This is a genomic window from Stenotrophomonas sp. LGBM10, from assembly GCF_046736075.1.
Classification (GTDB): domain Bacteria; phylum Pseudomonadota; class Gammaproteobacteria; order Xanthomonadales; family Xanthomonadaceae; genus Stenotrophomonas.
In genome coordinates, this window is record NZ_CP177163.1 from 741751 (window position 1) to 754323 (window position 12573).

Genomic DNA, 12573 nt, shown 5'->3' on the forward strand with positions numbered 1-12573 from the left:
TGACCGACGATTCATAGTTCATGTCCATGACTCCCTACCTCGGGCGCTTTGCCCCCTCGCCCACCGGCCCCCTGCACCCCGGCTCCGTGCTTGCCGCACTGGGCAGTTGGCTGCTTGCGCGGCACGCCGGCGGGCAGTGGCTGGTGCGGGTGGAGGATGTCGACCCGCCGCGCACCGTGCCCGGTGCCGTAGCCGGCCAACTGGCCACGTTGGCCGCCTTCGGGCTGCGCAGCGACGGCCCGATCCTGCGTCAGAGCGAGCGCGACGCCGCCTACCAGGCCGCGCTGGCGCGCCTGCTGGACGCCGGCCAGGCCTTCGCCTGCCATTGCAGCCGCAGCGATCTGGCCGACCAGGGCGGCATCCATCATCACTGCGTCCCGCGTCCCGCGCGCGCGCAACCAGCCATCCGCCTGCGTGTCGCACCCGGCACGGTGGTGACCTTCAACGACGGGCTGCGCGGCCCGATCCGCCAGGACGTGCATGCCGACGTCGGCGACGTGGTCCTGCGCCGCGCCGATGGCTACTGGGCCTACCAGCTCGCGGTGGTGGTCGACGACGGCGCGCAGGGCATCACCGACATCGTGCGCGGGGCCGACCTGCTCGATTCCACCCCGCGCCAGATCCTGCTGCAGCAGGCCCTGGGCCTGCCCACCCCGCGCTACCTGCACCTGCCGCTGCTGCTCGATGCCGATGGCCGCAAGTTGTCCAAATCCACCGCTGCCGCACCGGTGGATGCGACCGACCCGCTGCCAGCCCTGCGCCAGGCCTGGGCCGCGCTGGGCCAGGACCCGCGGGCGCTGGCGACGGCCACGGAGGCCGGCGACGCCCTGCGCGCCGCCTGTGCCGCATTCGATCCGGGGCGCCTGTCACCGGTCGACATTCCGCTGCCGCCCACTGCGCCGTGACCGCCCCCTTTTTTTCGCGGTTGTTGCAGAATCCCCTTCCCCCCTTTGCTGGCCCTGCCGTTCGGAGTAGCTGCTCATGACATCTCGCGTCGCACTGGTCACCGGTGGCACCGGCGGCATCGGCACCGCCATCTGCCAGCGCCTGGCCGACCAGGGTCATCGGGTCGCCACCAACTACCGCGACCAGGCCAAGGCCGATGCCTGGCGGGAGATGATGCTGGCGCGTGGCTGCGACGTGGCGCTCTTCCGGGGCGATGTGTCCAACCCGGACACCGCCGCGGCGATGGTGCAGTCGGTCGAGGCCGCGCTGGGCCCGGTGGAGATCCTGATCAACAACGCCGGCATCACCCGCGATACCACCTTCCACCGGATGCGCGCCGAACAGTGGCATGACGTCATCAACACCAACCTCAACTCGGTGTTCAACGTCACCCGCCCGGTGATCGAAGGCATGCGCCGCCGTGGCTGGGGCCGGGTCATCCAGATCAGCTCGATCAACGGACTGAAAGGTCAGTACGGCCAGGCGAACTACGCCGCCGCGAAGGCGGGCATGCACGGTTTCACCATCTCGCTGGCGCGCGAGAATGCCGGCTTCGGCATCACCGTCAACACCATCTCGCCGGGGTATGTGGCCACCGACATGGTGATGGCGGTACCGGACGAAGTGCGGGCCAAGATCATCGCCGACATTCCCACCGGCCGCCTCGGCAAGCCGGAGGAAATCGCCTATGCGGTGGCGTTCCTGGTCGCCGAGGAGGCCGCCTGGATCACCGGTTCGAACCTGGATATCAACGGCGGCCACCATATGGGCTGGTAAGCGGGCCGCCGGGCACCGCCCGGCGCACGCGTCCATGCTGCACCCCGCGCAATTCCATGCTGCGCAACATGAATCTGCCGGGATACCCCGCCGCATGGGCCTTCCGGCGGTTGCATAGGCTGCTGCACTGCGCCATGCTGCGCGCCTACTGTGACGAGTGATTGCTTCATGGCTGCGACCCGCATTATCAAGAAGTATCCCAACCGCCGTCTCTACGACACTGAAATTTCGAGCTACATCACCATCGAAGATGTCCGCCAGCTGATCCTGGATGGCGAGGACTTCGAAGTCCGCGACGCCAAGAGCGGCGACGACCTGACCCGTTCGGTGCTGCTGCAGATCATTGCCGACCAGGAACAGGACGGCGAGCCGATGCTGTCCACCCAGCTGCTGAGCCAGTTGATCCGCTTCTACGGCGATTCGCTGCAGGGCTTCATGGGCAATTATCTGGAGCGCAGCATGCAGGTGTTCCTGGACCAGCAGCAGCAGTTCCGCCAGCAGATGGGCAACCTGCTCGGCCAGACGCCGTGGGCGATGATGAACCAGCTCACCGAGCGCAACCTGGAGCTGTGGCAGGACTTCCAGCGCAACATGGGCACCGGCTTCGGCGGGCGTCCGGGTGGCACCGGCACCGGTACCGGCCCTGCACCGGGCGGCGGCACCGCCGCCGGCGCACGCAAGCCCGACGCACCGTCCGCCCCGGGCACGGGCAAGACGCGCCGCTGATCCACGGCGTTTTTCCCGCCCCGCAACGACAAACGGCGCAGCCCTCGGGCCGCGCCGTTTTCGCAGGTGCCGCGCGTGGACTCAGCGCTTGGGTTTGGCGCAGCCCGTGCAGATGCGCTCCACCGTGTAGCCCTTGGCGCGCAGTTTCTCGACCACGCCATCGTTGCCCAGCAGGTGCAGCGTACCCACCACCACCAGCGTACCGCCCTGCCCGGCCTGCAGGTGCTGCTGCAGCTTGGGCACCCAGGCGTCATTGCGGTCGGTGTTGATGCGCTTGTACAGCTGCGGGTACTGGCCGCGCATCTGCGTGGCCATCGACGTCCACAGCAGCTTGTCATCGCCGCGGCGCCAGGCGTCGTGCAGCTTGCGCCCGTCCTCGTCACCCTTGTCGGCCTGTTCCAGCGCCTCGGCCACCATCTGCTGCTGCTCCTGCGCCGACATTCCCGACAACACCGCGATCTGGGTGTCGATGTCTTCCAGGCCGGCGGTGGCTTTGCCCGATGCGGCCGCCTGGGTCATGAAGTGGCGGTCCAGGCCGAGCTTCGGGTCCAGGCCCATCTTGGTGAACTGGCTGAGGGTGATGGTCAGCCCGACGAACCACGGCTTCATGCCCTGCAGCTGCGCCAGCGGCAGGTTGTTGTCACGCGCATAGGCCTGCAGCCGCGTCCAGGTGGGCGCATCGAGGTCGCGCTTGAGTTCGCTGCCATCGGTACGCACCGCCGCCTGCACCATCTTCTGCGCCAGCTGCGGCGACTCCATGTCCTGCGGCGACAGTTCGAACACCACGCGCTGCGCGTCGGCGAAGGCACGGTCCACATCCGCCGACAGCGGGTAGTCGCCCGGACGCAGCAGGTGGAAGGACCCCAGCAGGTACATGCGGCTGTCGCCCGGGCCGGTGACCTTCCACAACAGGGGCACCGGTGCGGCCGCCTTCGCAGCGGGTTTGGCAGCCGGGGCGGCGGCGCGGGCGTGCGCGGGCATGCCGAACGACAGGCCGGCAGCGATCAGCAACGGGAACAGGCAACGGGACAACATGCGCATGGGTTCAACCCTCTCCTTCGGGTGCGTGGTAAGCCTTCTCGCCGGCGTCCACACGCAGGTCGAGGCGGTTTTCAGGGGGTGTCAGCGGGCACGTGGCGAACGGCGTGAACGCGCACGGCGGGTTGTAGGCGTGGTTGAAATCCAGCGTGACCCGGCCTTGGGCATCGGGCGCGTCGGTGTCAAGGTAGCGCCCCGCCGGGTAGCTGCCGTGGCCGCTGGTGCGGTCGCCGAAGATCACGAACAACGGGCCGCCCGGCTCGCCGATGGCCTCCAGCCGGTAGGTGGCGCCATCGCGCTCGAACTCCAGCGCGCCGGCGTTGGGCATCGCCGTGGTCAGGCCGGTGATGTCCACGATCGACAGCGTTTTGCCGGCCGGGTGCGGAACGTAGCGCGCCTGCACCTTCCACGACGGGCCGCCGGGCCAGTACAGCAGGCCGGTGAAGCCGGTGCGCGAGGCGGCATCGGCATGCTTGACCCGCAGCGCGAACCGCTCGCCGCGATGGATCAGGCTCAGGTGGCCCTTGCCGCCATCGAAGGCGATCACGGTCGGCGTTGCATCACGATCGCTGAAGAAGCGGATGCGGCCGTGCACCGGTGCGCCGTCCACGGTGAGTGCAACGCCACGCTCGGGCGTGAACCACACCTGGTCGCCCGTGCGCGCCACCATGCCCAGCTTGTCCGGGCCTACCGCCAGGCGGATGCCACTGCCCGGACCACGGCCGATGTAATGCGCCTTGTGCTCCAGCCAATGCAGGCCAACCAGCGTAGTCCAGCCATCGGCCGCCACCAGTTCGGTGTAACGCTGCTGGCGCCACTGCTGCTGCTCGGCCGCGAACGTCGGATCGGTCGCCACCGCGACCGGCGCATCCGCCGCCTTGTCCCCGCAGCCGCCGAGCACGACCACCATGCAGGCCAGCGCGGCCCGCCATCCCCACTTCCCCATATCTGTCCCCTTCAACGTCCGCGCAGGAACCAGCGGTCAATCTCCGCCAGCGAAAAACGGGCCCAGGTCGGCCGGCCGTGGTTGCACTGGCCGGAACGCTCGGTGATTTCCATGTCGCGCAGCAGCGCGTTCATTTCCGGCACCGTGAGCCGTCGGTTGGCGCGCACGGCACCGTGGCAGGCCATCGTCGACAGCAGCTCGTCGCGGGCGCTGGCGATGCGCCGGCTCTGGCCGTGCTCGCGCAGGTCGGTGAGCACATCGCGCAGCAGGCCTTCGGGTTCGGCGTTGGCCAACAGTGCCGGAATGCTGCGCACGTGCAGCGAGCCCGGTCCCGAACGGGTGATCTCGAAGCCCAGCGCCACCAGCGTATCCGCTTCGCGCTCGGCGGTATCGGCATCACGCTCGCCCACCGCCAGGGTGATCGGCACCAGCAGCGGCTGCGCATGCAGCCCGATGCCGTCGTGTGCGGTCTTCAGGCGCTCGTAGCCGATGCGTTCGTGGGCTGCGTGCATGTCCACCACGATCAGGCCTTCGGCGTTCTCGGCCAGGATGTAGATGCCGTGCAGCTGCGCAACCGCATAGCCCAGCGGCGGCACACCGCTGTCGGCGGAGGTTGCCGGCAGCCCGTACTGGCCGGGCATGGGCGCCGATGCGACGTCCTCATCGGCGCGCGGCTGCGCATACAGCGCCGCGTAGGCGGACGGTGCATCGGCCACGCGCAGGCCCAGCGGCGACTGCTGCGGCCGCCATTGGCCGCCGCCCATTCCGCCACCGCCACCACCACCGCCCGCCAGGGCGTAACCGCCCGACGCTGCCGCTCCGGCGGGCAGCGCCTGCATCTCCATCGGCGCGTGCACCGCCGCGCCTGCATCGACGCCGACGGCCGTCATGCCGGCACGGGTCTCGGCCAGCGCTTCCTTCAGCGTGCGGTAGACGAAATCGTGGATCAGGCGCGAGTCGCGGAAACGCACCTCGTGCTTGGCCGGGTGCACGTTGACGTCAACGCGGGTCGGGTCCAGCTCCAGGAACAGCACATAGGCCGGCTGCCGGCCGTGGAACAGGACATCGCCATAGGCCATCTTCACCGCATGGGCGACGCTGCGGTCGCGCACCGAACGGCCGTTGACGTACAGGTACTGCTGGTCGGTGCTGGCCCGCGAGTAGTGCGGCTGCGCGATCCAGCCATGCAGGCGCAGGCCGGCACCGCTGTGGTCCACGCGCAGCGCCTGCGCCGCGAAGTCGTCGCCGAGGGTCTCGCCCAGGCGCGCATCGGAATACAGGTCGCCCGGCTTGTAGCGGCGCGACGGTTTGCCGTTGTGCGATACCCGCAGTTCCACGTCCGGGCGGGCCAGCGCCAGCGACCGCAGCCATTCTTCGATGTGGCCCAGCTCGGTGCGCTCGGCGCGCAGGAACTTGCGGCGCGCCGGCACGTTGTAGAACAGCTCGCGCACTTCCACGGTGGTGCCCGGTGCATGGGCACGCGGGGTGACCTCGCCCAGTTTGCCGCCCTCGATCTGCAGGGCCGAGCCGTGCGCGTCGCCGGGGCGACGCGAGGACAGGGTGAAGCGGCTGACCGAGGCGATCGATGGCAACGCTTCGCCACGGAAACCGAGCGTGGCTACCGCTTCGAGGTCATCCAGGCTGGCGATCTTGCTGGTGGCGTGCCGGGAGACTGCCAGCGGCAGTTCTTCGGGCGCGATGCCGCCGCCATCGTCGCGGATCCGGATCAGACGCACACCGCCTTCTTCCAGGTCGATATCCACGCGCGTGGCGCCGGCATCGAGGGCGTTTTCCACCAGTTCCTTGACCACCGATGCGGGCCGTTCGACGACCTCGCCCGCAGCGATCTGATTGATGAGGATTTCGGGAAGTTGGCGGATGCTCATGCGTGAATGATAGCGGCATCCGTGCAGCCGGCCAGAGGCCGGCTCTACGGGTGAATCGAAACCCGCCTTACGGGCAAATAAAAACCCGCCATCGGCGGGTTTTTATTTGCTTCCCCCGGCGACGGTGCCGGCGGCGTCGATTTCGGCCTGGGCGCGCGCGGCGTACAGGGTGCCGGGCGGGGGCTGGCGGCTGAAGAAGGTGTGCACGCCGTCGAGCACGGCCCCGGCGATCTGGCGCTGGTACGCCGGGTCGATCAGGCGCCGCTCCTCGTCCGGATTGGAGATGAAGGCGGTTTCCACCAGCATTGCCGGCATGTCAGAGGTGCGCAGGACCGCGAAGTTGGCGCGTTCGATGTTCGGCTTGTGGTTCTTGCCGATCCGCTTCAACCCGCCCAGCACGTGACCGGCAGCGTCTTCGGACGCTTTCATGTAACCGCTCTGGGCCAGGTCCAGCAGCACGTTGGCCAGGGTGCCTTCGGTCTGCTGCAGGCGCACGCCACCGACCAGATCGGCGGCGTTTTCCTTGTCGGCCAGCCAGCGGGCGCGCTGCGAGGAGGCGCCCTTGGTGGACAGCACGTACACCGACGAACCGGTGGCCGCACGGTTCTCGGCAGCATCGGCATGGATCGAGATAAAGATGTCCGCCTTGGCGGCGCGGGCCTTCTGCGCACGCATCGGCAACGGGATGAACACGTCGGTGTCGCGGGTCAGGAAGGCCTTCAGGCCCGGCGTGGCGTTGACCTGCCGGGCCAGTTCGCGCGCCACCGCCAGGGTGATGTCCTTCTCGCGCTTGCCGGTCGGGCCGACCGCACCGGGGTCCTGGCCACCGTGACCGGGATCGATGGCGACCACCAGGGTGCGCATGCCCGGGCGCATTTTCATCCGCGACGCATCGCTGGGCATTGCCGGACGCGGGGTTTCCGTGGTGATCGCGGTAGCCGGTGCCGGCGCGGGAACCGGCGCCGCCACGACAGCCGCGGTGGGCTGGCCTGCCAGGATCGCCGCCGGCGATGCAGAGTTGCTGGCCGCGTTGGCATTGCCGGCGGCGGCCACGTTGGCGGTGGCCGTGGTCGGGGCGGGTGTTGGCACCGGCGCGGCCGCGGTGGCGCTGGCCTGCTGGCGCACCGAGGCGGTCAGCAGTGCGGTTGCGCGGGCGGCATCGGTGCGCGCCTGTGCGCTGTCAGCCGGTGTCGGTGCAGGGGTCTGCGCGACCGGCGTCGGTGCGGGCGTGGTGGCTGGCACGGGCGGCGGCGTAGCAACCGGCGCAGCGCTCGGCGGTGCGCCGGCCACGTTCGTCGCGCCATCGCCGGGCCATTCGATCACCAGCGTGGAGTCGTTGCCCTGCTTGCGCATCTGCGGCTTGAACGGCGCCACCGACTCGGCCAGGTCGAACACCACCCGGAACGTGCCCGGCACGGGCTGGCCCGTGCGTACGGCCGTCACCACGCCCTTGGGCGCAGGCAGCCTGAGGTTGCGGATGGCCGTGGAGTCGGGGAAATCGACCACCAGGCGGTTCGGACCGGCCAGGGTCAGGGTCTTGTACCCGCCGCTGCCGGACAGCGCGATTTCCGCGCGGGTGCCGGTGGCGCCGGTGTCCAGGGCGACCTGGCGGATCTCGCCCGCCCACGCCACGGCGCTCGCCAGACAGAGTCCGACGACGGCACAGAGGGCAGTGAGTGGTTTCCCCATTGGCATGGGTCAGGATTCAATCACCGCACTGAATGAAAAGCAACTCCTTTTCCCTTAATAATCCGTAACCTGCCGGAGTTTCCTAGTGTCAGCCGACAGAAAGGGCCTGCAAGTCGCCCCCTTGCGGGAGGCGATCCAGCCATTCACGACCCGCTGCGCTGCCCGCGCTCAGCTGCGCGCGACGCCCCTGCCCGTCGATCTCCAGCGCCACCACGAGGTCGGTGGGCGGCAGGGCGCCAGCGCCCCGCTCGGGCCATTCAACCAGCCACAGCGACGCGCTGCCCTCGTCCAGCCCAAGGAAATCCAGCTCCCCGGCGTGGCCGATGCGGTACAGGTCCAGATGCCAGGCCTCGTGCCCATCGGCCAACGGATAGCGCTCCACCAGCGTGTAGGTCGGGCTGCGGATCGGGCCCTGCACGCCCAGCGCGCGCAGCAGCGCACGGGCCAGTGTCGATTTGCCGGCCCCGAGGTCGCCCTGCAGCTGCACCACCGCCTGCGCGGGGCGGGTGGCGGCCAGCCACTGCCCGAGCAGATCGGTGTCGGTGGGTTCGGCGAGGAAGAACGTGATCATGCGGGGCGGTCCGGATTGACGAAGCGGCGCAGCGGCGCCAGGAGATCGGTGGGCAACAGGCCGCGCTGGCCTTCGGCGGCGGCGGCGTCGCCGGCCAGTGCGTGCAGCAGCGCGCCGGCACTGGCGGCATCGAAGGCGGCCAGCCCCTGCGCGCGCAGCGCGGCGATCACCCCGGTGAGCAGGTCGCCCATGCCACCCACGGCCATGCCGGGATTGCCGGCAGCGATCACCCGCGGGCGGGCGTGGGGCGCGGCGACCAGCGTGCCGGCGCCCTTCAGCACCACCACCGCCTGGTAGCGCTCGGCCAGCGCCCGTGCGGCGGCGAAGCGGTCGCCCTGCACCTCGGCGGTGCTGCACCCGAGCAGGCGCGCGGCCTCGCCCGGGTGCGGGGTCAGTACGGCATCGGGCAGCGGTTGCGGTGCCTGCGCCAGCAGGTTCAAGGCGTCGGCATCGACCACCAGCGGACGGCCGGCGCCGAGGACCTGCCGCCACAGCTCATGCGCCCAGTCGTCCTGGCCCAGTCCCGGGCCGATCGCGATCACCCCGGACTGCGGCAGCAGCGCCGACAGATCCTGGGCGTCCTCCACCGCGTGCACCATCGCTTCGGGCAGGCGCGACAGCAGCGCGGTGACATGCGCCTGGCGGGTCGCCACGCGGACCAGACCGGCACCGCTGCGCAGGGCCGCCTCGCTGGACAGCATCACGGCGCCACCGCTGCCGAGATTGCCGCCCACGCACAGCACCTGCCCCGATTCGCCCTTGTGGGTGTTGGCGCGACGCGGCGCCAGCAGCGCGCGCACGCGTTCGTGGTGCCAGCGCGAGGCCGACGCGACCACGTCCTGTGCGCTGCCCTCGGGCAACTGCAGCGGCGCCAGCCGGCGCTCGCCGACGTATTCCAGCGCATCGCCGGTATACAGGCCCTGGTGGCACACGATGAACTGCAGCGTCACCGTGGCCCGCACGGCCACGCCCGGCACCGCGCCGGTCCGCGCATCCACGCCGCTGGGCACATCCAGCGCCAGCACCGGGGCAGGATCATCGTTCAGCGCGGCGATGCGTGCGGCGGCGGCCGCGTCCGGCGCGCGATCCAGCCCGATACCGAACAGCGCGTCCACCCAGACGTCCACCGCCGGCAACCCCGCATCGCCGGCCAGCACATCGCCGCCCTGCGCCAGGAAGGCGGCCTGTGCGCGCTGGGCCAGCGCCGTGGCCGGCGCGTCGCCGGGCAGGTGCAGCACCTGCACCTGGCGGCCGGACTGCCGTGCCAGCGCCGCCAGCACGTAGCCGTCGCCGCCGTTGTTGCCGCGCCCGGCCAGCACACCGATGCGCTGGGCCTGTGGCCAGTGCTCCAGCAGGCATTGCCAGGCGGCCAGACCGGCCTGGTCCATCAGCGAGGCACCGCCATCGCCCAGCAGCGCGCTGGCCTGGGCATCGATGCGGCGGGCGGCAGGCGTATCGAAGAGTTCAGCGAGTTCGAGCATGACGGGATTCTATACTTGCACCCTGATGTCCGCCGTCCCTGCCCCCGTTCCGCTCGACCCCACCCTGGCCGCCCACCGGCTGCGCGCGCTTGCGCGGGCCCACGGTTTCCAGCGCTGCGGGGTGGCCGGCATCGACCTGGGCGAGGACGAAGCGCACCTGGCCGACTGGCTGGGCAAGGGCCTGTACGGGACCATGCAGTGGATGGCCCGGCACGGCACGCTGCGCGCGCGACCGGCCGAACTGCTGCCGGGCACGGTGCGGGTGATCTCGGTGGGCATGGACTACGGCCACAAGGACGACACCCAGGCCTGGGACACTCTGCACGATGGCGACCGCGCCTACGTGGCGCGCTACGCGCTGGGCCGCGATTACCACAAGCTCATGCGCAACCGGCTGCAGAAGTTCGCCGACGCCCTGGCCGCCGAGATCGGCCCGTTCGGTTACCGGGTGTTCGTCGATTCGGCGCCGGTGCTGGAACGCGCGCTGGCGCGCAACGCCGGACTGGGCTGGATCGGCAAGCACACCTGCCTGATCGACCGCCAGGGCGGCTCGTGGTTCTTCCTTGGCGAGATCTACGTCGACCTGCCGCTGCCGGTGGACACCCCGGCAACCGCGCACTGCGGCACCTGCACGCGCTGCATCGATGTCTGCCCCACCCAGGCGATCATCGGGCCGCACCGCCTGGATGCGCGCCGCTGCATTTCGTATCTGACCATCGAGCACGAGGGCGCCATTCCCGAGCCGATGCGCCCGCTGATGGGCAACCGCATCTACGGCTGCGACGACTGCCAGCTGGTCTGCCCCTGGAACAAGTTCGCCCGGCGTACCGACGAACCGGACTTCCGCGCGCGCAACGATCTGGACACCGCCTCGCTGGCGCAGCTGTTCGCCTGGGAGGAAGACGAGTTCCTGCGCCGCACCGAGGGCAGCCCGATCCGCCGCAGCGGCCACGAGCGCTGGCTGCGCAACATCGCCGTGGCGCTCGGCAACGCCCCTACCCATGCCGATACCCTGGCGGCGCTGCACGCGCGCCGCGCGCATCCGTCGGCGATCGTGCGCGAACACGTTGAATGGGCGCTGCAGCAGCACGCCGGGCGCGGCGCAGCGGGATGAAGGACGTGCGCCAACGTGCGACCATGACCGCCCGTTCGTACCGTTCTATCCCCTCATGGACCGCAGCGCGCAGATCCTCACGCCCAGCCAGCTCAACATCCTGGCCCGCGACCTGCTGGAAGGCGCCTTCCCGCTGATCTGGGTGGAAGCCGAACTCGGCAGCGTCACCCGCCCGGCGTCCGGCCACATGTACTTCACGCTGAAGGATGCGCGCGCGCAGATCCGCGCCGCGCTGTTCAAGCCAAAAAGCCAGTGGCTGAAATTCATTCCGCGCGAAGGCATGCGCGTGCTGGCGCGCGGCCGGTTGACCCTGTACGAAGCGCGTGGCGAGTACCAGCTGGTGCTGGACCACATGGAGGAAGCCGGTGAAGGCGCCCTGCGCCGCGCCTACGAACAGCTCAAGGCGCGCCTGGAGGCCGAGGGCCTGTTCGCGCCCGAGCGCAAGCGCGCCCTGCCCACCCACGTGCGCCGCCTTGCAGTAATCACCTCCCCCACCGGCGCGGCCGTACGCGACGTGCTCAGCGTGCTGGAACGGCGCTTCCCGCTGCTGGAAGTGGACCTGCTGCCGAGCCTGGTGCAGGGCGACAGTGCCGCCGCGCAGATCACCGCGTTGCTGCGCGGCGCCGATGCCAGCGGCCGCTACGACGTGATCCTGCTGACCCGCGGTGGCGGGTCGCTGGAAGACCTGTGGGCCTTCAACGACGAACAACTGGCCCGCGCCATTGCTGCCAGCACCACCCCGGTGGTCGCCGCGGTGGGTCACGAAACCGACTTCAGCCTGGCCGATTTCGCCGCCGATCTGCGTGCGCCCACGCCGTCGGTTGCTGCCGAGCTGCTGGTACCTGACCAGCGCGACCTGCTGCTGCATCTGCGCCGCCTGGATGCGCGCCTGGCGCAGTTGCAGCGCCATGCACTGGGCCAGGCCATGCAGCGCACCGACCGTGCCCTGCTGCGCCTCAATGCGCAGAGCCCGCAGGCCCGCCTGCAGCTGCTGCGGCGTCGCCAGCAGGACGCCGCGCGACACCTCACCGCGCTGTGGCAGCAACAGCACGAGCGCCGCCTGGCGCGGCTGCGGCATGCCGCAGCAGTGCTGCGCAACGGCCATCCGCAGCGCCGCCTGGATGCGCTGCGCGAGCGCCTGCACCGCCTGCAGCCACGGGCCGACGGCGCCATCGCACGCCACCTGCAGCGCGACGGCCTGCGCCTGCGTGCCCTGGCACGCTCGATGGAGGCGGTCAGCCCGCTGGCCACGGTGGCACGCGGTTACGCCATCCTGACCCGCGAGGACGATGGCAGCCTGGTGCGGTCCCCGTTGCAGGTCCGGCCCGGCGACACGCTCACCGCGCGCGTGCAGGACGGTGCCATCCAGGTGGTGGTGAAAGACCCCGCGCGCTGAGCCG

Annotated in this window: 11 protein-coding genes; 5 read left to right on the plus strand and 6 right to left on the minus strand. The window is 70.3% G+C overall.

Annotation, left to right across the window (positions count from 1 at the left end):
* Positions 1-20 precede the first annotated feature (20 nt).
* The 3 genes from gluQRS to phaR all read left to right on the plus strand — a co-directional run bounded on the left by gluQRS (position 21) and on the right by phaR (position 2448).
* The gene (gene gluQRS, locus ACLB90_RS03055; protein ID WP_411851569.1) at positions 21-905 is read left to right on the plus strand and encodes a tRNA glutamyl-Q(34) synthetase GluQRS; all 885 of its coding nucleotides are present in this window, start codon (positions 21-23) and stop codon (positions 903-905) included.
* Between the two features lie 76 nt (positions 906-981).
* Entirely contained in the window at positions 982-1722 is a 741-nt protein-coding gene (phbB, locus tag ACLB90_RS03060; protein WP_411851570.1) for an acetoacetyl-CoA reductase, read from the plus strand.
* A gap of 168 nt (positions 1723-1890) precedes the next feature.
* Positions 1891-2448, plus strand: a complete 558-nt coding sequence (gene phaR, locus ACLB90_RS03065) for a polyhydroxyalkanoate synthesis repressor PhaR (protein ID WP_411851571.1) — start codon at positions 1891-1893, stop codon at positions 2446-2448.
* Between the two features lie 81 nt (positions 2449-2529).
* Here phaR and ACLB90_RS03070 read toward each other — a convergent pair whose 3' ends face one another.
* The 6 genes from ACLB90_RS03070 to ACLB90_RS03095 all read right to left on the minus strand — a co-directional run bounded on the left by ACLB90_RS03070 (position 2530) and on the right by ACLB90_RS03095 (position 10059).
* Positions 2530-3483, minus strand: a complete 954-nt coding sequence (locus ACLB90_RS03070; protein ID WP_411852684.1) for a TraB/GumN family protein — start codon at positions 3481-3483, stop codon at positions 2530-2532.
* 10 nt (positions 3484-3493) lie between these two features.
* Positions 3494-4396: a DUF1684 domain-containing protein gene (locus tag ACLB90_RS03075; RefSeq protein ID WP_411852685.1), complete on the minus strand. Its 903-nt coding sequence runs from the start codon at positions 4394-4396 to the stop codon at positions 3494-3496.
* 47 nt (positions 4397-4443) lie between these two features.
* Positions 4444-6318 carry a DNA mismatch repair endonuclease MutL gene (gene mutL, locus ACLB90_RS03080; protein WP_411851572.1) on the minus strand — a complete coding sequence of 625 codons (1875 nt, stop codon included), beginning with the start codon at positions 6316-6318 and terminating at the stop codon, positions 4444-4446.
* Between the two features lie 102 nt (positions 6319-6420).
* Positions 6421-8013 carry an N-acetylmuramoyl-L-alanine amidase gene (locus ACLB90_RS03085; protein WP_411851573.1) on the minus strand — a complete coding sequence of 531 codons (1593 nt, stop codon included), beginning with the start codon at positions 8011-8013 and terminating at the stop codon, positions 6421-6423.
* An 82-nt stretch (positions 8014-8095) separates the two neighbouring features.
* Positions 8096-8578 (minus strand): tRNA (adenosine(37)-N6)-threonylcarbamoyltransferase complex ATPase subunit type 1 TsaE, encoded by a 483-nt coding sequence (gene tsaE / locus ACLB90_RS03090; protein WP_411851574.1) that lies wholly within the window; start codon positions 8576-8578, stop codon positions 8096-8098.
* Positions 8575-10059 (minus strand): NAD(P)H-hydrate dehydratase, encoded by a 1485-nt coding sequence (locus tag ACLB90_RS03095; RefSeq protein ID WP_411851575.1) that lies wholly within the window; start codon positions 10057-10059, stop codon positions 8575-8577. Before ACLB90_RS03095 ends, tsaE begins: the two co-directional genes overlap by 4 nt.
* A 25-nt stretch (positions 10060-10084) precedes the next feature.
* On the opposite strand from ACLB90_RS03095, the gene queG reads away from it, so the two are divergent.
* Both queG and xseA read left to right on the plus strand, forming a co-directional pair.
* Positions 10085-11173 carry a tRNA epoxyqueuosine(34) reductase QueG gene (queG, locus tag ACLB90_RS03100; RefSeq protein ID WP_411851576.1) on the plus strand — a complete coding sequence of 363 codons (1089 nt, stop codon included), beginning with the start codon at positions 10085-10087 and terminating at the stop codon, positions 11171-11173.
* A gap of 55 nt (positions 11174-11228) precedes the next feature.
* Positions 11229-12569: an exodeoxyribonuclease VII large subunit gene (xseA, locus tag ACLB90_RS03105; RefSeq protein WP_411851577.1), complete on the plus strand. Its 1341-nt coding sequence runs from the start codon at positions 11229-11231 to the stop codon at positions 12567-12569.
* Positions 12570-12573 lie beyond the last annotated feature (4 nt).